16 protein-coding genes and 1 rRNA gene are annotated in these 19,849 nt (G+C 69.7%); 7 read left to right on the forward strand and 10 right to left on the reverse strand.

Annotated elements, in window-relative coordinates; all coding sequences use genetic code 11:
* Positions 1 to 228: 228 nt before the first annotated feature.
* Positions 229 to 3,051, reverse strand: a complete 2,823-nt coding sequence (secA, locus tag VN520_RS29290; RefSeq protein WP_325749967.1) for a preprotein translocase subunit SecA — start codon at positions 3,049 to 3,051, stop codon at positions 229 to 231.
* Positions 3,052 to 3,293: 242 nt separating this feature from the next.
* On the opposite strand from secA, the gene VN520_RS29295 reads away from it, so the two are divergent.
* Positions 3,294 to 3,884: a GNAT family N-acetyltransferase gene (locus tag VN520_RS29295; RefSeq protein ID WP_325749968.1), complete on the forward strand. Its 591-nt coding sequence runs from the start codon at positions 3,294 to 3,296 to the stop codon at positions 3,882 to 3,884.
* Between the two features lie 10 nt (positions 3,885 to 3,894).
* The gene (locus VN520_RS29300; RefSeq protein WP_325749969.1) at positions 3,895 to 5,070 is read left to right on the forward strand and encodes a winged helix-turn-helix domain-containing protein; all 1,176 of its coding nucleotides are present in this window, start codon (positions 3,895 to 3,897) and stop codon (positions 5,068 to 5,070) included.
* A 56-nt stretch (positions 5,071 to 5,126) separates the two neighbouring features.
* Here the strand turns inward: VN520_RS29300 and VN520_RS29305 are convergent, their stop codons facing one another.
* The 7 genes from VN520_RS29305 to mtnA form a co-directional block, all read right to left on the reverse strand.
* Complete coding sequence (locus tag VN520_RS29305) at positions 5,127 to 5,879, reverse strand: response regulator transcription factor (protein WP_325749970.1); 753 nt, start codon at positions 5,877 to 5,879, stop codon at positions 5,127 to 5,129.
* A gap of 194 nt (positions 5,880 to 6,073) precedes the next feature.
* Positions 6,074 to 6,763: a ribosome hibernation-promoting factor, HPF/YfiA family gene (gene hpf / locus VN520_RS29310; protein WP_325749971.1), complete on the reverse strand. Its 690-nt coding sequence runs from the start codon at positions 6,761 to 6,763 to the stop codon at positions 6,074 to 6,076.
* A 332-nt stretch (positions 6,764 to 7,095) separates the two neighbouring features.
* Positions 7,096 to 7,815 carry a ComF family protein gene (locus tag VN520_RS29315; RefSeq protein WP_325749972.1) on the reverse strand — a complete coding sequence of 240 codons (720 nt, stop codon included), beginning with the start codon at positions 7,813 to 7,815 and terminating at the stop codon, positions 7,096 to 7,098.
* Between the two features lie 112 nt (positions 7,816 to 7,927).
* On the reverse strand, positions 7,928 to 9,790 hold the full coding sequence (locus VN520_RS29320; protein ID WP_325749973.1) for an LpqB family beta-propeller domain-containing protein: 1,863 nt from the start codon (positions 9,788 to 9,790) through the stop codon (positions 7,928 to 7,930).
* A complete protein-coding gene (gene mtrB, locus VN520_RS29325) occupies positions 9,780 to 11,810 on the reverse strand; it encodes an MtrAB system histidine kinase MtrB (RefSeq protein WP_325749974.1) in 2,031 nt (676 codons plus the stop codon). Before mtrB ends, VN520_RS29320 begins: the two co-directional genes overlap by 11 nt.
* Position 11,811: 1 nt before the next feature.
* Positions 11,812 to 12,501: a two-component system response regulator MtrA gene (gene mtrA, locus VN520_RS29330; RefSeq protein WP_187281934.1), complete on the reverse strand. Its 690-nt coding sequence runs from the start codon at positions 12,499 to 12,501 to the stop codon at positions 11,812 to 11,814.
* A 4-nt stretch (positions 12,502 to 12,505) separates the two neighbouring features.
* Positions 12,506 to 13,654, reverse strand: coding sequence for an S-methyl-5-thioribose-1-phosphate isomerase (gene mtnA, locus VN520_RS29335; protein ID WP_325749975.1), 1,149 nt, complete (start codon positions 13,652 to 13,654; stop codon positions 12,506 to 12,508).
* A gap of 140 nt (positions 13,655 to 13,794) precedes the next feature.
* Here mtnA and VN520_RS29340 point away from each other — a divergent pair, with 140 nt between their 5' ends.
* From VN520_RS29340 to VN520_RS29360, 5 genes are read left to right on the forward strand one after another with little or no spacing between them, the layout of a single operon-like run.
* Positions 13,795 to 15,003: a DUF7544 domain-containing protein gene (locus VN520_RS29340; RefSeq protein WP_325749976.1), complete on the forward strand. Its 1,209-nt coding sequence runs from the start codon at positions 13,795 to 13,797 to the stop codon at positions 15,001 to 15,003.
* Between the two features lie 4 nt (positions 15,004 to 15,007).
* Positions 15,008 to 15,700 carry a DUF4129 domain-containing protein gene (locus VN520_RS29345; RefSeq protein WP_325749977.1) on the forward strand — a complete coding sequence of 231 codons (693 nt, stop codon included), beginning with the start codon at positions 15,008 to 15,010 and terminating at the stop codon, positions 15,698 to 15,700.
* Positions 15,697 to 16,929, forward strand: a complete 1,233-nt coding sequence (locus VN520_RS29350) for a DUF4350 domain-containing protein (RefSeq protein ID WP_325749978.1) — start codon at positions 15,697 to 15,699, stop codon at positions 16,927 to 16,929. Before VN520_RS29345 ends, VN520_RS29350 begins: the two co-directional genes overlap by 4 nt.
* Positions 16,926 to 17,942 carry a MoxR family ATPase gene (locus tag VN520_RS29355; protein WP_325749979.1) on the forward strand — a complete coding sequence of 339 codons (1,017 nt, stop codon included), beginning with the start codon at positions 16,926 to 16,928 and terminating at the stop codon, positions 17,940 to 17,942. The genes VN520_RS29350 and VN520_RS29355 overlap by 4 nt, the downstream gene beginning before the upstream one ends.
* Before the next feature lie 10 nt (positions 17,943 to 17,952).
* Positions 17,953 to 19,266 carry a DUF58 domain-containing protein gene (locus VN520_RS29360; RefSeq protein WP_325749980.1) on the forward strand — a complete coding sequence of 438 codons (1,314 nt, stop codon included), beginning with the start codon at positions 17,953 to 17,955 and terminating at the stop codon, positions 19,264 to 19,266.
* A gap of 45 nt (positions 19,267 to 19,311) precedes the next feature.
* On the opposite strand, the gene VN520_RS29365 is transcribed toward VN520_RS29360, so the two are convergent.
* A complete protein-coding gene (locus VN520_RS29365; protein ID WP_325749981.1) occupies positions 19,312 to 19,656 on the reverse strand; it encodes a VOC family protein in 345 nt (114 codons plus the stop codon).
* 105 nt (positions 19,657 to 19,761) lie between these two features.
* Positions 19,762 to 19,849: ribosomal RNA gene (rrf, locus tag VN520_RS29370) — 5S ribosomal RNA — on the reverse strand; the annotation flags it as partial.

The raw sequence follows: 19,849 nt of genomic DNA on the forward strand, positions 1-19,849 counted from the left end.
GGCGGCGAGCGCCTGCCGGCAGTGAGATGACCCGGAGACCGGCACGGGGCCGTCCGGCGCCCGGGGACATACCCCGCCACGGCCGCACAACGGCTTCAGCCTGCCCCGCACACCCGGGCGGGCCCGTCCGGGCCCGCCGCCCCGCTCCGGGCCGGGAGAGCCCAAGGAGACGGCCTGGCCCGGACACCGTCGGGTGTCCGGGCCAGGCCGTCCCAGGCGTGCTGCGCGCTACTTCTTGCGGCGCCGCCCGCCGCCGTTCTTCTGTGCCTTGCGGCGCTCCGCACGCGTCATGCCGTCGCCCTCGGACCGCGCGCTGTCACCGTTGGAGAAGTCGCCCTCGACGACGCCGCCCTCTCCGTCCACCGTGGGGGCGGAGAAGTGCAGCCGGTCCGGACGCTGCGGCGCGTCCAGGCCCTTGGCCCGGATCTCGGGGCGTCCGGACCCGGCAGCCACCGGCGTGTCCTGCTTCTCGAGCGAGGTCCGCTCCGCGCCGTCCTGCACCGGCACCTCCTCGACCTGCTGCTCGACCTGGACCTCCAGGTTGAACAGGTAGCCGACGGACTCCTCCTTGATGCCCTCCATCATGGCGTTGAACATGTCGAAGCCCTCGCGCTGGTACTCGACCAGCGGGTCCTTCTGCGCCATGGCCCGCAGGCCGATGCCCTCCTGGAGGTAGTCCATCTCGTAGAGGTGCTCACGCCACTTGCGGTCCAGGACGGACAGGACCACGCGCCGCTCCAGCTCACGCATGATGTCCGAACCGAGCGTCTTCTCACGCTCCGCGTACTGCTCGTGGATGTCGTCCTTGACCGATTCGGCGATGAAGTCGGCGGTCACACCGGCCAGGTCGCCCGCGGCCTCCTCGAGCTCCTCGACCGTGACCTTCACCGGATACAGCTGCTTGAAGGCGCTCCACAGCCGGTCGAGGTCCCACTCCTCGGCGAACCCTTCGGCCGTCTCCTGCCGGATGTAGTCGTCGATCGTGTCGTCCATGAAGTGACGGATCTGGTCCTGCAGGTCCTCACCCTCCAGGACGCGGCGGCGCTCGCCGTAGATGACCTCACGCTGCCGGTTGAGCACCTCGTCGTACTTCAGGACGTTCTTGCGCGTCTCGAAGTTCTGCTGCTCGACCTGCGACTGCGCGGAGGCGATCGCCCGGGTCACCATCTTGTTCTCGATGGGGACGTCGTCGGGGACGTTCGCCATCGACATGACGCGCTCGACCATCTGCGCCTTGAACAGCCGCATCAGGTCGTCACCCAGCGACAGGTAGAACCGGGACTCGCCCGGGTCGCCCTGACGGCCGGAACGACCGCGCAGCTGGTTGTCGATGCGCCGTGACTCGTGCCGCTCCGTGCCCAGCACGTACAGCCCGCCGAGCTCCTTGACCTCTTCGAACTCCGCCTTGACGGCCTGCTCGGCCTTCTCCAGCGCGGCGGGCAGGGCGGCAGCCCACTGCTCGACGTGCTCGACGGGGTCGAGACCGCGCTGGCGCAGCTCCGCCTCGGCGAGGTCGTCCGGGTTGCCTCCGAGCTTGATGTCGGTGCCTCGGCCGGCCATGTTCGTGGCGACCGTGACGGCGCCCTTGCGGCCGGCCTGGGCGACGATCGTCGCCTCGCGGTCGTGCTGCTTGGCGTTGAGGACCTCGTGCTGGACACCGCGCTTGGAGAGCTGCTGCGAGAGGTACTCGGACTTCTCGACGGAGGTCGTGCCGACCAGGATCGGCTGCCCCTTCTCGTGCTTCTCGGCGATGTCGTCGACGACCGCGGCGAACTTCGCGACCTCGGTGCGGTAGATCAGGTCCGACTGGTCGGCGCGGACCATGGGCCGGTTCGTCGGGATCGGCACGACACCGAGCTTGTAGATCTGCTGGAACTCGGCCGCCTCGGTCATCGCCGTACCGGTCATGCCGGAGAGCTTGTCGTACAGGCGGAAGAAGTTCTGCAGGGTGATCGTGGCGAGGGTCTGGTTCTCGTCCTTGATGTCCACCCCCTCCTTCGCCTCGATGGCCTGGTGCATGCCCTCGTTGTAACGGCGGCCCGCGAGGATACGGCCGGTGTGCTCGTCGACGATCATGACTTCGCCGTCGATGACGACGTAGTCCTTGTCCTTCTTGAAGAGTTCCTTGGCCTTGATCGCGTTGTTCAGGTACCCGACGAGAGGGGTGTTCACCGACTCGTAGAGGTTGTCGATCCCGAGCCAGTCCTCGACCTTGGAGACACCCGGCTCGTGGATGGCCACGGTCCGCTTCTTCTCGTCGACCTCGTAGTCGCCGGTCTCCTCGATGCCCTTCAGCGGGTTGCCCGCCTCACCCCTGGTGAGACGCGTGACCAGCTTGGCGAAGTCGCCGTACCACTTGGTGGCCTGGTCCGCCGGACCGGAGATGATCAGCGGGGTACGGGCCTCGTCGACGAGGATCGAGTCGACCTCGTCGACGATGGCGAAATTGTGGCCGCGCTGGACGAGCTCGTCCTGGGACCACGCCATGTTGTCGCGGAGGTAGTCGAAACCGAACTCGTTGTTCGTGCCGTACGTGATGTCGCAGGCGTACTGCTCGCGGCGCTGGGCCGGAGTCATGTTGGCGATGATGCAGCCGACCTCGAGACCGAGGAACTTGTGCACCCGGCCCATCATCTCGGAGTCGCGCTCGGCCAGGTAGTCGTTGACCGTGATCAGGTGCACGCCCTTGCCGGAGAGCGCGTTGAGATAAGCGGGCAGCGTACCGACGAGGGTCTTGCCCTCACCGGTCTTCATCTCGGCCACATAACCGAGGTGCAGGGCGGCACCGCCCATCATCTGGACGTCGTAGTGGCGCTGTCCGAGAACGCGCTTGGCGGCCTCACGGACGGTCGCGAATGCTTCGGGAAGCAGGTCGTCCAGGCTCTCGCCGTCCGCGTACCGTTCCTTGTACTCGTCGGTGAGCGCCCGCAGCTCGGCGTCGGAGAGGTTGACGAAGTCCTCTTCGATGGAGCTGACCTGGTCCGCGATGCGGTGCAGTTTGCGCAGGATCTTGCCTTCGCCTGCACGCATGAGCTTGTTGAAGACGGACACTGAGGCTGGTCTCCTTGCCGGTCGGGCCTGGCACTGGGTCGTGTGATGGACTCTGGCGCGGGCACGGCAGGTGGGCCCCACCGCAACGGCCATCGTAAGCGAGGACCCCGCCACGCCGGGAGGGCTGCTGCCGCGTTCTCCCCGCCGCACCCTTCCAGGACAACGGCCGGAGGGGACGGAAGGTGCCGGGAAGCACCGAAAAGTACTCGCTTCCCGCCCTCCCCCTCGACCAGAATCCGTGCATGGAACCCCTCACCCTCACCACTGAACGCCTGCTCATGCGGCCCTTCACGCCTGAGGACGCGGACGCGGTGCACACCGCCTGCCAGGATCCGAAGATCCAGCGCTGGACAGTTGTCCCTTCGCCGTACACACGTGCCGACGCGGAGCTCTTCACCCGGGAGCTCTCACCGGCGGGCTGGCAGGACGGCACGATGTACAACTTCGCGGTGCTGCTGCGGGGCGGCGGGCCGCTCGTCGGCGCACTCGGCGTGAACCGGCGCGATGTGCCGGGCACGTACGAGGTGGGCTTCTGGACGGCCGAGGAGCACCGCGGCGCCGGCCTCATGACGGAAGCGGTGCTCGCGGCAGCCCGTTGGACGTTCACCGCCCTCGCCGCGGACCGCTTCGAGTGGCGGGCGGAGATCGGCAACACCGCGTCCCGGGCGGTCGCCCTGCGCGCCGGTTTCCGCATGGAGGGTGAACAGCGGTCGGCGCTCCTCAACAAGGGCATACGCCGTGACACGTGGACCGGCGCACTGCTCCCGGCCGACCTGGGACTGCCCGGCACCCGTCCCCACCGGGCGACCCCGGATGTCAGTGGCGCACCCTAGGGTTCGACGCATGACGTCTGTGCCGCCGCCCGCCCTGGAACTCTCCGCCGACCAGGCACGCCGCATCGCCCTGCGCGCCCAGGGCCTCCTGGGGGCTCCGGACCGCCGGGGCGGGGTCCGGGGAGTGCTGCGCCGTCTCGGAGCCGTCCAGCTGGACACGATCTCCGTCCTGGCCAGATCGCACGAGCTCGTGCCGTACGCACGTCTCGGCGCGCTCGGCCGCCGCACGGTCGACGAGGCCTACTGGTCGGGTGGCCGCTCGTTCGAGTACTGGTCGCATGCCGCGTGCATCCTGCCGGTCGAGGAGTGGCCGCACTTCGCGTTCCGCCGCCGCGCCTACCGGTCCCGGCCGCACTGGAACCACGCCCTGCCCGACGGGGCGTACAGGACGGTGATCGACCAGCTGCGCGCCGAGGGCCCGCTGACGGCGACGGAACTCGGCGGCGCGAAGAACGGCGGCGAGTGGTGGGACTGGTCCGCGTCCAAGGTCGCCGTCGAGCGGGCCCTCATGTACGGCGAGGTGGTGTGCACCGAGCGGCGCGGCTGGAAGCGGGTCTACGACCTGGCCGAGCGGGCGATCCCGGACGCCGTGCTCCACGACGACCTGGACGACACGGAGTGCCTGCGCCGGCTGGTGGCCCTGGCCGGCCGGTCCCTGGGCGTCGGCACCCGGGCGGACATCGCCGACTACCACCGGCTCAAGGCCGAGCAGTTCGACTCCGTGGTGGCGGACTCCGGGCTGGTTCCGGTGTCCGTGCAGGGCTGGGCGAAGCCTGCCTGGGCACATCCCGAGGCCCTGGCCTCGGAACCGCGCGGACGGCACCGTACGACGCTGCTGTCACCGTTCGACTCACTGATCTGGGAGCGGGCGCGCACGGAGCGGATCTTCGGTTTCACCCACCGCCTGGAGGCGTACGTCCCACGGCCCAAGCGGATCCACGGCTATTTCGCGATGCCGCTGCTGACGGGCGGCAGGCTGCGGGGCCGGGTCGATCCGGCCAGGGAAGGGGCCACGCTGGTCGCCCGCCAGGTGTCCCTGGACGGCGGGAAGTCGGTGGCGCCGATGGCCGAGGCCCTCGTGGAGGCGGCGTCGTGGGTCGGCTGCACGGATGTACGGCTGGAGCGTGTCGCCACCCCGGAGCTGCGCGAGCCGCTCATGGCGGAGATCGCCCGCATCCTCACATAGACGCCGGACGGCACGCAGAGGCCGGACGGCACGCGGACGCCGGACGAACCGCCCCGCTATCTGATCTCCAGGATCTTCTCCCGCATGGCATAGACCACGGCTTCCATCCGGGAGTGCAGCTGAAGCTTCTCCAGGATATTGCGGACGTGGTTCTTGACCGTGTTCTCGGAAATGAACAATTCCTTGGCGATATCACGGTTGTTCATGCCCGTGGCCACGAGTTTGAGCACTTCCAGCTCCCGCTCGGTGAGTCGCGGTGCAGGAACGAGCCGGCGCTCGTCGGTGCGCTGGATCATCGACTTGAACTCGGTGAGCAGCTTGGAGGCCATCGAGGGGCTGATCTGGGACTGGCCGTCCGCCACCGCCCTGATCGCCGTGGCCACTTCGTCCGTGGAGATCTCCTTGAGCAGGTAGCCGGTGGCCCCCGCCTTGATCGCCTCGTAGAGGTCGGCCTCCTCATCGCTGATCGTCAGCATGATGATCTTCGCACTGGGGGCCACCTCCTTGATGGAGGTGCAGGCTTCGATGCCGCCGCGCTTGGGCATCCTCACGTCCATCAGCACGATGTCGGGCAGCAGGTCCGCCGCCTTGTCCACCGCCTCCGCCCCGTCCCCGGCCTCCCCGACGACCTGGATGTCCTCCTCCTGTGCGAGGACGATCTCCAGACCTCTGCGGAAGAGTGCGTGATCGTCCACCACGAGCACCCTGATGGGCTCCTTGCGGGAGCTGTCGCTGTCCGCGGCGGAAACCGCACCGGCAGCGCTGTCGGCATCGTTCGTCCCGCGCATGGGACCGAAGGTGTCCGCCATCGTTCCTCCCCCTGAAGGCCACTGCCCGAGGTCACAAGCTGTCCGCCAACGGCAGTGCGCGGAGCACTGGTTGGCCTGGGAGGCCATGCTTTCATGCCTGGCCGCCGAAGCGTTGCCCCCGCGGTCGCACACGGTGCCCCCGGGGACGCAAAACGCTTCCAGGGGCACCGTGTGTCAGTTGTGGGTGGTGGGGATCAGCCGCCGAGCGCACCGCCCGCGCCACCCGCGCCGTCGGAGGCCAGCGGGTCGGTCCTCAGGTGGATGACACCGTAGTCGTAGGCGTGCCGCCGGTAGACGACACTGGGCTCCTTGGACTCGGAGTCGACGAACAGATAGAAGTCGTGCCCGACCAGCTCCATCTCGTAGAGCGCCTGGTCGAGCGTCATCGGCGCTGCGACGTGCATCTTCTCGCGCACCACGAGCGGTCCTTCACCCTGCACCTCGAGCGAGCCGATCCTCGTGGTGGGCACGGACCCTTCCGGCTCGGTGGGGATCAGCTCGCCGTCCCCGTTGAACGAGGCGGCGTCCGGCACGACCTCTCCGACCTCGGCTGCCGACAGCCGGCCGCTGCCACGCCTGCTGTAGCGCTTGTCGTGCTCCTTGCGCAGCTGTGTGTCCAGCTTGTCGGTGGCCAGGTCAAGCGCTGCGTACGGGTCGCCTGCCGCTGCTTCCGCCCGGATGACCGGCCCACGCGAGCGGAGCGTGATCTCCACCCTTGCCGCACGGTCGGCCTGACGGGGATTCGGCTCCTTGGACACCTCGACGTCCAGGCTGATCACCTTGCCGTCGAACTTCTGGATCTTGTCCAGCTTCAGTTTCTCGGCCACGTGCTTGCGGAACCGCTCGGGCACCTCGGTCTTGCGGCCCTTGACGACGATGTCCACGCAGAACTCCGTTCCCGGATCGCTCCGCTTCGGCGGCGGAGCATCTCCCTTTTTGCACCAGGCTCCGGTGATCGCCGGAGCCGCGGACTCGGTGAACTTTCACCTCCTCCTCCCCCGTCGGCAGGGTTTCCACCCCGCCGATTTCCATGCTTCTGGGGTACTGGTTGAGTTACCTGCCCGAAACCTGGTGGTGCATTCGTCGAGGTTCAGAATTCACCGCACCTCACAACCGAACATAGCCTGACCACCGCCGTGTCGGCACCCGCTACTCACGCGTACCTCCGATCGGGACCCTTGACCCACTCACTACCTGCAACGATGTAAGTCATCTGTCAGTTCCGGTTTATCTCGAAAGCAGACGGAGAAGCGGCGACCACCGCGGCCCGGAGCCCTCCCGCCGAACCGCTTGCGGCATGGCCTGCGGCACGGCACGCGCGAGCCGCTTCCGCCAGGGACGCCCCCGTCGTCAGCAGGTCGTCCACCAGCACGATCCTGGCCCCGTCGAGCAGCCTCCGGCCGCTGTCCGTCACGACGAGCGCGCCCGCCAAATTCGCCTGCCGCTCCCGGGCACGCAGTCCCGCCTGGTCCGCCACCGCGCGCCGCTGCCGCAGCACGGCGAGCACCCGGGCCGGCATGCCCCCGCGCCGCAGCTCGGCCGCGGCCACGGCCGCGATCCTGCGCACCGGATCATGTCCGCGCCCGGCCGTGGCCCGCCGCGACGAAGGCACAGGGATCAGCAGCACCGGCTCCCCGCCACCCGCACGCCCCGCCCCGGCCCGCACAGCGGCCGCCAGCGCCCCGCCGAGCACTCCGGCGAGGCCGAGTGCCCCTCGCTCCTTGTGGGCCAGCAGCATCGCGCGTACGGCGTTCTCGTACGGAGCCGCCGCGTGCACCGCGGGGAGGCCCGGGGGCTCGGGTGCCGGCGTCACACGGCGTGGCTCCGCCGCCAGCGCGGAGCCGCACTTCTCGCACAGCTCTGTCCGCGGCCTGCCGCAGCCCCCACAGGCCACGGGCAGCACCAGTCCTACGATCTCCTGCCACCAGCCCGGCACAGTCCCACTGTGCCCCGGCGGCGAGAACCCCGCCATGCCTGTGGAAAACCCCTGTGGACGCCCTGGGACGCACACGCGGAGGCGGCTCGGCAGCCCCGGCGGAATCCTCCGTTCAGCCGGGGTAGACGAGCGAGGAGCCCTCCTTGAGGACCGTCTGCCAGTTGTCCCCCGGCGACAGCTTGACCATTCCGTCGCTCTCGGTGTCCGCCATCAGCGGCAGCTGCTCGTCGTCGGCAGCCGCGACCGCCGTCACCTGGTTCACGCCCGGCAGGACCCCGGAGGACGGCGTGGACCCGTCGGCCTGCACGTAACGCACCTGCTGCACACTGCCCTCCTCCTTGCCGACCACCACGAGGCGGCTGCGGCCGGCCCAGGAGACAGCCGTCACATCGGCCAGCTGAGGTGCGGCCTGGCGCAGATCCTGCACCGAGACCTGCTCGGCCTCCCCCGAGCCGTTCCTCTCGACCCGGCCGATGTGCAGGGTCGTGTGTCCGTCCTTCGACACCCGCAGAGCGATCCTCACCCCGTCGGCCGACAGCCGCAGCGCCTCGATCCGGCCGCCGTCCAGACCGGGCACCGAGACCTCCTGCGGCTCCCCGGCACCGTCCACCAGACGCAGCAGCCTGGGATCCGACGGATCCCGGTCGGCCACCCACAGATCACCCGTTCCGTCCCAGCTCGGTACGGACAGCCGGTCCGCGGGCCTCTTCGCACGGCTGCTCACCACAGGGGCCGCCGGCTCGCTCTCCTCCACGAGGGAGGACACGTAGAGATGCTGCTGATTCGCCGAGACCGCGGCAGCCTGCTGTTCGTCCCGTGCCACCCCCACAGCGCTCATCGCCACCGTCCCGCTGCCCAGCGGCCCGGTCACCGGCTCCGGGTCGCCGCTGCCCTTGGTGCTGCCGGGGATGCGCCGCACATGCCCCTCGCCGTCGACGAAGTACTGGCTGTCGGGACCACCGGAACCGTGGTCGGCGTCGAACTCCTCGGCCTCGTCGGCTCCCAGGGAGCACAGCGGACCCTGCTCCCCCTGCAACTCCACCTGTCCCACCCCGGGGGTCAGGTCCCGCAGCGTGAAGAGCACCTGGGCCGCCATCATCCGGCAGGCGTCCGGCCCGGCGCTCTCGGCCTTCTTGTTGAGCGGGACCTTCAGGACGTTCTGGTCGTCCGGCGCCAGAGAGGTGACCTCCCTCTTCAGCGCCGTACCGGCGGGGAAGCTCGAATCGACCACCGGCCGCAGCCAGTTCGACGGGCCTTCCAGCAGGGTCCGTACCGTCTGGGTGGCCGTGTCCATCCGTGTGACGGGGTCCGTGCGGTTGCGTACGTAGACGGGGTCGGCGACCAGTGCGGACTCGTCCTCCGTCCGCCCGGCGGCGAAGTAGTACTTGTTCACGGAGCGGTAGAGGCGCTTGAAGTCGGACTGCCCCAGCACCAGGCCGTCCGGCACGATGTCGATGCGCCATTCCTGCTTGCCGTCCGCCCCCTTCTCCTGGACCAGATGAAGCATCTGGGAGTACTCCGACGGCGCCAGCGGCCGGTAGGAACTCTGCGCGTCGACCGCCGCCACCTGTTCGCCGGTCAGCGTGTAGGTCGTCTCGTCGGTCCCGCGTTCCTTGTCACGGACCGCCGGCCCGTTCCGGCTGGGCGCCTTCGCGAGCACGGTGGTGCCCTCGCCCGGCTGCCAGGTGCGAGCGGCTTCCGCGGTCAGATAGGTGCGGGTCGTCCGGAAATCGGGGTCGTCGCTGGTCATCGACTCCAGGAAACCGTCGACGATCTCGATGGGCGCGGCGTCCTCCCTCGGCGGCACGGCGTACACCTGCACCTGGGAATCGCCCGGCTGCGAGGCGTCGACCGGCTTCACGTCGCCGGTGACGGGCATCGCCCCGCACCCGGCGAGCACCACGACGCCGCAGCAGAGCAGCACGGAGGCCCGTGCCGCCCGGCCGCGGCCGCCCCGACGGCGGTCAGTGTCCACGAGTCGTGTCCTCCTGCTCCGGGTCCTGTGTCTCCGGGGCGCCGCCCGCGTCGGGCCGGTCCCCGGCCGGACGCGACACCACACGTGCTCCGTTGCCCGGCAGGGCCGCCGGATGGACCGACGCCGGCGTACGCGGCGCCGTCGGCCCGTGCGCCGGCACGGCCCCGTGCGAACGCACCACGGAATGTGTCCGGTTCGGGGCGGACACCAGCCGGTGATCGCCCGCCGCCGGCACGGCCTCCGCGCGTTCACGGTCCTCCCGGTTGCGCCGGGAGTCCTCCGGCTCCAGCGGTATCGGCGATCCGCGCAGCGGCTCGTCCGCCGTACGCGGCAGGGTCAGCCGGAACTGCGAGCCGCCGCCCGGCTCACCCCATGCCTGCAGCCAGCCTCCGTGCAACCGGGCGTCCTCGACGGCGATCGACAGTCCCAGGCCGGTGCCACCGGTGGTGCGGGCACGGGCGGGGTCCGCCCGCCAGAAGCGGTTGAAGACCCGGGTCGCCTCACCCGGCTTGAGCCCCACGCCGTAATCCCTCACCGCCACGGCCACGGCGCCCTGGGCGACGCCCATCCGCACGATGACGTCCCGGCCCTCACCGTGCTCGACGGCGTTGACGACGAGATTGCGCAGGACCCTCTCGACACGACGGGCGTCGGCCTCCGCGACGACGGGCTGTTCGTCACCCACCACGCGGATCCGGCTCCCCTTGCGCTCCGCCAGCGGCTCGGCACCGCCGATCACCCGCCGGACGACCGTGCGCAGATCTATCGGTTCGGCTTCCAGAGCCGCTGCCCCCGCGTCGAACCTGCTGATCTCCAGCAGGTCGGACAGGAGCGACTCGAAGCGGTCGAGCTGGTCGCCCAGCAGTTCCGCGGACCGGGCCGTGACCGGGTCGAAGTCGACGCGCGCCTCATGGATGACGTCGGCGGCCATCCGCACGGTCGTCAGGGGGGTGCGCAGCTCATGGCTGACGTCCGAGACGAAACGCCGCTGCATGCGGGAGAGCTCCTCCAGCTGCTGGATCTTCAGCTGCAGGTTCTGCGCCATCTTGTTGAATGCCTCACCGAGGCGGGCGATGTCGTCCTCACCGGTGACCTTCATCCGCTCCTGGAGCCGGCCCGCGGAAAGCCTCTCGGCGATCCCCGCCGCCATGCGTACGGGCGTGACGACCTGGCGCACCACGAACCAGGCGATGGCACCGAGCAGTACGACCACGAACAGCCCGGCCGTGGCCAGTGTCGTCGTGACCAGGGTCAGTGACTTCTCCTCCTGCGTGAGCGGGAAGAGGTAGTACAGCTCGTACGGATTGTGGTCGACGTCGTAGAGCCGCTTGCCCACGACGAGCCCGGGCTCCGGCTCCTTCCCGTAGGAGTACCGGATCAGCGAGTACGTCTGGAAGGCGCCCGCCCCCTTGCCCACGTCGTCCCGCAGCCTCTGCGGAATGCTGGACGCCTCCACGCGGCCCGAGCCGCGCGGGGCGCGGCTGGTGCCCTGCCCGACGGAGTCGGCGCTGAGCGCCACCACGTTGAAGGCGTTCGCACCACCGCTGGCGAGCTGGTCGACGAGCTCGGTGCGCCAGGAGGTGCTGGCCGTCACCCCGTCGGCGCCCTCCTCCCCCTGGTCCCCCGGGACGAGAGGCGCGTTCGCATTCGCCTGGGCGGCCGCGAAGCCGCCTGCCGCCTGGGTCTGCGCGGCCTTGCCCTTCGCTTCGAGAAGGCCGTTGCGGACCTGCCCGATCACGACGAAGCCGAGGAGCAGCACCACCGCGATCGACATCAGCAATGTCCCCGCCACGACGCGCAGCTGCAGATTGCGCCGCCACAGCCGGACAGCCGGAAGCAGCGGCCCGCTGATCCACCGCATCAGCAGCCTCGGCACGGGGCCGCCGGGCGCCCGGTTACGGAACAACCGGCCGCCCAGCAGGACCCTGCCGACACGGGGAGTGCTCCGTGCCGGACCGGCAGCCCGCTCCGTACGGGCCCCGGGCACCCCGGGTGGCGGAGCAGCGCTGCCCAGGGTCATGTCAGCTCGGTCCGGCCTTGTAACCGACACCACGGACGGTCACGACGATCTCCGGCCGCTCCGGGTCCTTCTCCACCTTCGAGCGAAGCCGCTGAACGTGCACATTCACCAGGCGCGTGTCGGCGGCGTGACGATAACCCCACACCTGCTCGAGCAGCACCTCGCGGGTGAAGACCTGCCACGGCTTACGGGCGAGAGCGACCAGCAGGTCGAACTCCAGCGGAGTGAGGGCGATGGACTGCCCCTCCCGCTTCACCGAGTGACCGGCCACATCGATGACCAGGTCCCCGATCGCCAGCTGCTCCGGCGCGGGCTCCTCGGACCTCCGCAAACGCGCCCTGATCCGGGCGACCAACTCCTTCGGTTTGAACGGCTTGACGATGTAGTCGTCGGCCCCTGATTCCAGGCCCACCACCACATCCACCGTGTCGCTCTTGGCAGTGAGCATGACGATCGGCACACCTGATTCGGCCCTGATCAGCCGGCAGACCTCGATGCCGTCCCGTCCGGGCAGCATGAGGTCCAGCAGCACCAGGTCAGGCTTGGCCTCACGAAATGCGGCCAGTGCCTTGTCGCCGTCCGCTACGAACGACGGCTCGAAACCTTCTCCACGCAGCACAATGCCGAGCATCTCGGCCAGTGCGGTGTCGTCGTCGACGACAAGGACGCGTCCCTTCATAAACGACATCATCCCATTAGCTAATCGTTACCTGCGATGACCTGGCACACAGCTCTGCCAGTCCGACCCCCGTGACCGGGGAAATGATGCCCTCCTCCGTGACGATCGCCGTGACCAGTTCGGCCGGCGTGACGTCGAATGCGGGGTTGTACGCCTGGGCTCCCGGGGGTGCGACGGCCGTCCGGCCCCCACCACCTCCGACCGGGGCACCCTGCGCCGTTGTGAACTCCGTCACTTCGGCCGGGGAACGCTGCTCCACGACGATCGATGCGCCGTCCACCGTTTCCAGATCGACGGTGGTCGTCGGCGCCACGACCACGAACGGCACATGGTGGTACTTCGCCAGTACCGCCAACGGATAACTCCCCACCTTGTTGGCCACCGAGCCGTCCGCAGCAATACGGTCCGCCCCGATGAGTACGGCATCGACCTCCCCCGCCGCAAACAGCGAGCCCGCCGCACTGTCCGTGAGCAGGCTGTACGGCATCCCGTTCCGCCCTGCCTCGTACGCCGTCAGCCGGGCCCCCTGGAGGAGCGGCCGGGTCTCGTCCACCCACAGCTGCCGCAGCCTGCCCTCCCGGTGCGCCCTCAGCGCCACCGCGAAGGCCGTCCCCGCGCCGCCGGACACGAGCGCCCCGGTGTTGCAGTGGGTCAACAGCCGGTGACCGCCTCCGTCCGGCAGGAGTTCCGCGAGCAGCTCCAGGCCGTACTGCGCCATGCGCCCGCTGGCCGCCGCATCCTCCTGATGCAGGGCGCGCGCCTCGGCGAGCGCCACCGCGGCAGCCGCCTCCGGGCCCGCCCCGCCTTCGACGGCCGCCCGGTACTCCCGCGCCACCCGCCGCGCCCCGTACCCGAGATTCACCGCGGTGGGCCGCGCCTGCTCCAGCCACTCCGCGGCCTGCGCAACGTCCTCACCACGTGCCGCGGCCAGCGCGACCCCGTATCCCCCGGCGATACCCAGCAGCGGCGCCCCCCGCACCGCCAGCGTCCGGATCGCCCGCACCAGCGCCGGCACATCGGCGCACACCAGCTCGGCCTCCTCCGCAGGCAGCCGCGTCTGGTCGAGGAGCACCACCACAGGGCCTTCCGGAGGCCCGTCCCATCGGAGTACGGAGAGAACCGGAGGCTCGATACCCACCGGCGATTGCACATCCTGATCAGCCATCCGCCCAGTCTGCCCGCTGAACCCTCCGCGCACGAAGGCAAGAAGGAGATACAGCGCCAGACCCGCACCGGACCTGCGCGTGGCACGATGGCTGGCAACCTGCCGCCCCGATGAGCGGACAGGACCGTGAAGGAGCGATGATGAACGACTCTCCGGGCTGGGCTTCGCCCGGATCCGCCCCCTCCGACGGCCAGGAGACGGGCATCCCCAAACCCTCCTCGCCCGTCGACGGAAACGGACCCGGCGGACAGTGGTCGCCCGCACAGCCGCCTCCTGGGCAGTGGTCCCCGCCGAGCACCCCCGGCAACGGACCGGGCGTGCCACCGCCCGCCCCCGGCTGGGGCGGCGCACCACAGGGGCCCGGATGGGGCCACGCCCCCCTGGCTGCCAAGCCCGGCGTGATTCCGCTCCGCCCTCTCGGAATCGGTGAAATCCTCGACGGCGCGGTGTCCACCATGCGCACCCACTGGCGCACGGTGCTCGGCATCAGCCTCACCGTCTCCGTGATCGCCGAGATCGTGATCATCCTCGTGCAGCGCTACCTCCTTCCCGAACAGGAGTCGGTCGACCCGAACGCGACCGGCACGGAGGCCCTCCGCCAGGCCACCGAATCGGCACAGTCGCAGCTGATCACCAGCGCCCCGAGCACGCTCGTCGCGATGATCGCCACGCTCATCACCACCTCGGTCCTCACCGTGGTGATCAGCCGCTCCGTGCTGGGCCGCGGTGTCACCCTCCGGGAAGCATGGTCCGAGGCCCGTCCCAGGCTTCTCCCGCTCCTCGGGCTGACCCTTCTCCTCAGCCTGATGAGTGCCGCGATCATGGCAGCGGGCCTTCTTCCGGGGCTGGCCCTCGGCAGCGGGGCAGGTGGGCTCGCCCTGACCTTCCTCGGCTTCCTCGCCTCGTGCGGCGTCGTCCTCTGGCTGATGATCCGGTTCACACTCGCAGCACCGGCGCTGATGCTGGAACGGCAGTCCGTACTGACCTCGCTGCGCCGGTCGGCCAAGCTGGTCAGGGGCAACTGGTGGCGGACGTTCGGCATTCTGGCGCTCACCTACCTGCTGGTCATCGTCCTGACCTTGATCATCACGATCCCGGTCGGCGTCATCGCCGTGACCGTGGACAGCAACAGCCTGAGCGAATTCCTCAACAGCGGCTCGGCAGACTTCGGCTGGCCCTTCCTCATCGTCACGGGCATCGGCGAAGTGATCATCTCGACGCTCGCCTACCCCTTCACCGCAGGGGTGATGGCCCTGCTCTACGTCGACCAGCGCATCCGCCGCGAGGCCCTCGACCTGGATCTCGCCCGGGCCGCCGGCGTGCCCGGCTACGACACCCCCAGGAGCTGATGCGGTGAGGGGGGCGGGGGGCACCACCGCAGCAGTACGTCCCACCTGGACGGACCAGGACATACCCGTGGACACCCCACGCGTCCCCGCCCGTGAAGCGGCGCGGGACGAACTGTCCGACCCGATGTACCACGAGCACGATCCCAACCTCCTCGAACGCGGTCTCGACCGCTTCTGGAACTGGATCGGTGACCTCTTCTCCGACGCCGCCGGGGCAGCCCCCGGCGGCCCGCTCGGACTCGTCGTACTCGTCCTGGCCGTCGTCGGCCTGGTCGCCGCCCTGTGGTGGAGGCTCGGCACCCCCTGGTCACCCGCCCGCTCTCCGGAAGCCCTCTTCGGCAACACCGCCCGCAGTGCGGCCGACCACCGCACCGCGGCCGCCGCACACGCCGAAGCCCGGCGCTGGACCGAAGCCGTCCAGGAACGGATGCGTGCGCTCGTGCGCTCCCTGGAGGACCGGGCCGTACTCGACCCACGCCCCGGCCGCACCGCGGACGAGGCGGCCGCCGAAGCCGGCCGGCTGATGTCCGCCCACGCCGACCGGCTCCGTGCCGCAGCCCGGGCCTTCGACGACGTCACATACGGTGGCCGCACCGCCGACGAGGCCACATACCAAGCCCTGTGCACGCTCGACCTGGAGCTCGAGGCCGCCAAGCCCTCGCTGGCCACCAGCACAGCTCCGGGAGCCGCCGGATGACCGCCACCGTGGCCGCTCCCACCACCTCGGGCTCCCGCACCCCCCGTCAGATCTGGCAACGTGCGCGGGGACTGCTGCTGGCGGTCCTCGTCCTCGTCGTCGCCGGGGTCACCCTGGCCGCCGTCCGCTCCGGCGGCCAGCACGGCCGGCTCGATCCCCGCTCCGCGGACCCGTACGGCAGCCGGGCCGTCGCCGAACTCCTCAAGGACCGCGGCGTATCCGTCGATGTCGCCACGACCCTTGACGAGGCCGCCGGTGCGGTGGGTCCCGACACCACCTTGCTCGTCGCCGGCCCCGACATGCTCACCGCGCACCAACAGCAGCGTCTTCACACAGCGACCGCCGACTCCGCCGGCCGCACCGTCCTCATCGCCCCTGACCTCCCCTCCGTGGCCCGGCTCGCCCCAGGTGTCCGCCCGGAATCGCACGGACCGGTGGCCACGCGCCCCCCGCTCTGCGACCTCCCCGCAGCACGTGCCGCAGGACCCAGTGACATCGGCGGCATCCACTACGTCGCGGTCGCGCGCGATGCCATCGTCTGCTACCCGGACGACGACGGGCGCGCCTCCCTCCTCCTTCTGCCGGGACACCGAGCCGGCGACACCGTACTGCTCGGCTCTCCCGACATCCTCTACAACGACCGTCTCGACCAGCAGGGCAACGCCTCGCTCGGCCTGCAACTCCTCGGTTCCCGCCCGCATCTCGTGTGGTACCTCCCCTCGCTCGACGATCCCTCCGCAGCCGAAGGCGACAGCGGCAGCCAGGACGACAGCAGCGGCGACGGAACTCAGGGAGAGAGTGACTTCCTCGGCCTCATCCCCCCGGGCTGGCTCTGGGGTGCTCTCCAACTGGCCCTCGCTGCCGGTCTCGCCGCGATCTGGCGCGCCCGCCGCTTCGGCCCCCTGGTCACCGAACGACTGCCGGTCGCCGTCCGGGCCTCCGAAGCCACCGAAGGACGGGCCCGCCTCTACCGCAAGGCCGACGCCCGCGACCGCGCCGCAGCCTCACTGCGCTCCGCCACGCGGTCCCGCATCTCCCCCCTCCTCGGGGTGTCCCCCCGTGACTCCGATTCCCCCGCTGTACTCCTGCCCGCCGTCGCCACACGGCTCATCACCCCAGGTGGCGACCTCGGCACCCTTCTCTTCGGCCCGGCTCCGACCGATGACGCCGCACTCGTCCTTCTGACCGATCAACTCGACGCCCTCGAAAGAGAGGTACGCACTTCATGAGCGCCCCGACCCCGGAGACCGCTGAGTTCGCAGCAGCAGCGACACCTTCGGTCCTCGTGAACTCCGACAGCGCCCGCGCTTCCCTGGAAGCTCTGCGCTCAGAGATCGCCAAGGCCGTGGTCGGTCAGGATCCGGCCGTCACCGGACTGGTCGTCGCTCTCCTCTGCCGGGGCCATGTGCTTCTGGAAGGCGTCCCCGGAGTCGCAAAGACCCTTCTGGTCCGCGCACTCGCCGCCTCCCTCGAACTGGACACCAAACGCGTCCAGTTCACCCCCGACCTGATGCCGAGCGACGTCACGGGCTCACTCGTCTACGACGCCCGCACCGCCGAGTTCTCCTTCCAGCCCGGCCCGGTGTTCACCAATCTTCTGCTCGCCGACGAGATCAACCGCACCCCACCCAAAACACAGTCCTCCCTGCTGGAGGCCATGGAGGAACGGCAAGTCACCATCGACGGGTCCCCTCGACCGCTGCCCGACCCCTTCCTGGTCGCAGCCACCCAGAACCCTCTGGAATACGAAGGCACTTACCCGCTGCCCGAGGCCCAGCTGGACCGCTTCCTCCTCAAGCTGACGGTCCCCCTTCCCTCACGCGACGACGAGATCAGCGTGCTCACCCGCCACGCGGACGGGTTCAACCCACGCGATCTCAAGGCAGCAGGCATACGGCCCGTGGCCGGACCTGCCGACCTCGAAGCGGCACGTGCCGCCGTCGCCAAGACCTCGGTCTCCCCCGAGATCGCCGGCTATGTCGTCGATATCTGCCGTGCCACGCGTGAATCCCCCTCCCTCGCCCTCGGCGCCTCCCCCCGCGGAGCCACCGCCCTGCTCTCCACCGCACGGGCATGGGCCTGGCTCACAGGCCGGGACTACGTCATCCCGGACGATGTGAAAGCCCTCGCGCTACCCACGCTCCGTCATCGCATACAGCTGCGGCCGGAAGCGGAGATGGAGGGAGTCACCACCGACTCCGTCATCGCCACTGTCCTCGCCCACGTCCCCGTCCCCCGGTGAGGCGGTGACCATGGCCCTCACCGGAAGGGCCGCCCTGGTGGCGGCTTTGGGGTCACTCCCCGTGAGCATCCTCGCCCCGAGCTGGGCGGGCATCCTCGCGGTCAATATCCCGCTTGCACTGGCAATTCTGTGCGACTATGCCCTGGCCGCGCCAGTACGCACACTGGAGTTCACCCGATCCGGTGACACATCCGTTCGACTCGGCGACAGTGCGGCTGTGCAACTCACCGTGACCAACTTGTCGCGGCGCCGGCTCCGCGCCCAGCTCCGGGACGCCTGGCCCCCCAGCAGCTGGTCCTCTGAGCACGAACAGACGTCGTCCCGGCACCAGTTCGCCATACCCGGCGGTGAGCGCCTCCGTCTCACCACGCTCCTGCGTCCGTCGCGGCGTGGAGACCGCCGACCCGACCGTGTCACCGTCCGGTCGTTCGGCCCCCTCGGTCTCGCGTCCCGTCAGGGCTACCACCGCGTCCCCTGGAAGGTCCGGGTACTTCCTCCCTTCACGAGCCGGAAGCATCTGCCCTCGCGGCTCACCCGACTACGCGAACTCGACGGCCGCACCAGTGTCCTCACGCGCGGAGAAGGCACGGAGTTCGACAGCATGCGCGCCTACGTTCCTGGAGACGACACCCGTTCCATCGACTGGCGGGTCACCGCACGCCAGTCCGCGGTCGCTGTCCGTACCTGGCGCCCCGAGCGCGACCGCCACATTCTCGTAGTCCTCGATACCGGCCGTACATCTGCGGGCCGGGTGGGCGATGTGCCCCGACTCGACGCCGCCATGGATGCGGCGCTGCTCCTCACCGCCCTCGCCACCCGCGCAGGGGACCGCGTGAACCTGATCGCTTACGACAGATGCGTCCGAGCGCAGGTGCAGGGCAGAACAGCCGGAGGGGACGTCCTGCGGACGCTTGCCAACGTTCTGGCCACACTGGAGCCTGAACTGGTGGAGACCGACGCACGTGGTCTCAGCACGACTGCACTGGCGAACGCTCCCCGTCGCTCCTTGATCGTCCTTCTCACGAGTCTGGACGCCGCGCCCGTCGAAGAAGGTCTTCTGCCGGTTCTCCCCCAGCTCACGCAGCGCCACACCGTTCTGGTCGCAGCTGTCGCCGACCCTCACGTCGAGGCGATGGCCGGAGCACGGGGCACAGCCGATGCGGTCTATGAGGCCGCAGCCGGCATGCAGACGCAGGCCCAACGCCGCCGCACCGCGGATCAGCTCCGGCATCATGGCGTCACGGTCGTCGATGCCGCGCCCGATGACCTCCCGCCCGCACTGGCTGATGCATACCTCGCGCTGAAGGCCGCCGGACGGCTGTAGAGGGCTCGACAGGAAAACCGGGGGCCGAGGAGCGGCATGCGTTCCTCAAAGCAGGGGGGCGCCGCCGAACCCGATCCGGTTGCCGTCGGGGTCCTGGTAGATCACCTTGCGCACGCCGTTCCCGTAGGTCTCACACTTTGCGGGCTCCAAGCCCCGGTCGGCGATCTCGGCGATGAGGGTATCCAGGTCATCGACGAAGACCGTGTTCATGGCGTGGCCGGCATGCTGTGGTTCCTGCTCGACAGCCACCGACCGGTGCTCCGCCAGTTCCCACACCGCCTCGGTGTCGCTTGCAATGAAGCTCGGCGGGGAGCCGAAGAGCTGCTGGTACCAGACCACTGCTGTCGCGCAGTCCCTCACCGGAATGCCCGCATACAAATCGATCGCCATGGCTGTCAGGGTAGGCCCCTGTCGGTTCCACTTCAGAGCTCCACGAGGACCGAGAACGCAGAAAAGCCCCGTGCCACAAGGGCACGGGGCTTTCCCGGAATAATTGTTCGGCGGCGTCCTACTCTCCCACAGGGTCCCCCCTGCAGTACCATCGGCGCTGAAAGGCTTAGCTTCCGGGTTCGGAATGTAACCG

It is taken from the genome of Streptomyces sp. (genome assembly GCF_035563135.1).
Lineage (GTDB): Bacteria > Actinomycetota > Actinomycetes > Streptomycetales > Streptomycetaceae > Streptomyces.

What these genes read in the sequence shown, in the direction of transcription:
- VN520_RS29295 (WP_325749968.1), top strand. Translation starts at nt 3,294, where the DNA reads ATGGAACCCCTCACCCTCACCACTGAACGCCTGCTCATGCGGCCCTTC.
- VN520_RS29300 (WP_325749969.1), top strand. Translation starts at nt 3,895, where the DNA reads ATGACGTCTGTGCCGCCGCCCGCCCTGGAACTCTCCGCCGACCAGGCA.
- VN520_RS29305 (WP_325749970.1), bottom strand. Translation starts at nt 5,879, where the DNA reads ATGGCGGACACCTTCGGTCCCATGCGCGGGACGAACGATGCCGACAGC.
- mtrB (WP_325749974.1), bottom strand. Translation starts at nt 11,810, where the DNA reads ATGACCCTGGGCAGCGCTGCTCCGCCACCCGGGGTGCCCGGGGCCCGT.
- mtrA (WP_187281934.1), bottom strand. Translation starts at nt 12,501, where the DNA reads ATGATGTCGTTTATGAAGGGACGCGTCCTTGTCGTCGACGACGACACC.
- mtnA (WP_325749975.1), bottom strand. Translation starts at nt 13,654, where the DNA reads ATGGCTGATCAGGATGTGCAATCGCCGGTGGGTATCGAGCCTCCGGTT.
- VN520_RS29340 (WP_325749976.1), top strand. Translation starts at nt 13,795, where the DNA reads ATGAACGACTCTCCGGGCTGGGCTTCGCCCGGATCCGCCCCCTCCGAC.
- VN520_RS29350 (WP_325749978.1), top strand. Translation starts at nt 15,697, where the DNA reads ATGACCGCCACCGTGGCCGCTCCCACCACCTCGGGCTCCCGCACCCCC.
- VN520_RS29355 (WP_325749979.1), top strand. Translation starts at nt 16,926, where the DNA reads ATGAGCGCCCCGACCCCGGAGACCGCTGAGTTCGCAGCAGCAGCGACA.
- VN520_RS29360 (WP_325749980.1), top strand. Translation starts at nt 17,953, where the DNA reads ATGGCCCTCACCGGAAGGGCCGCCCTGGTGGCGGCTTTGGGGTCACTC.
- VN520_RS29365 (WP_325749981.1), bottom strand. Translation starts at nt 19,656, where the DNA reads ATGGCGATCGATTTGTATGCGGGCATTCCGGTGAGGGACTGCGCGACA.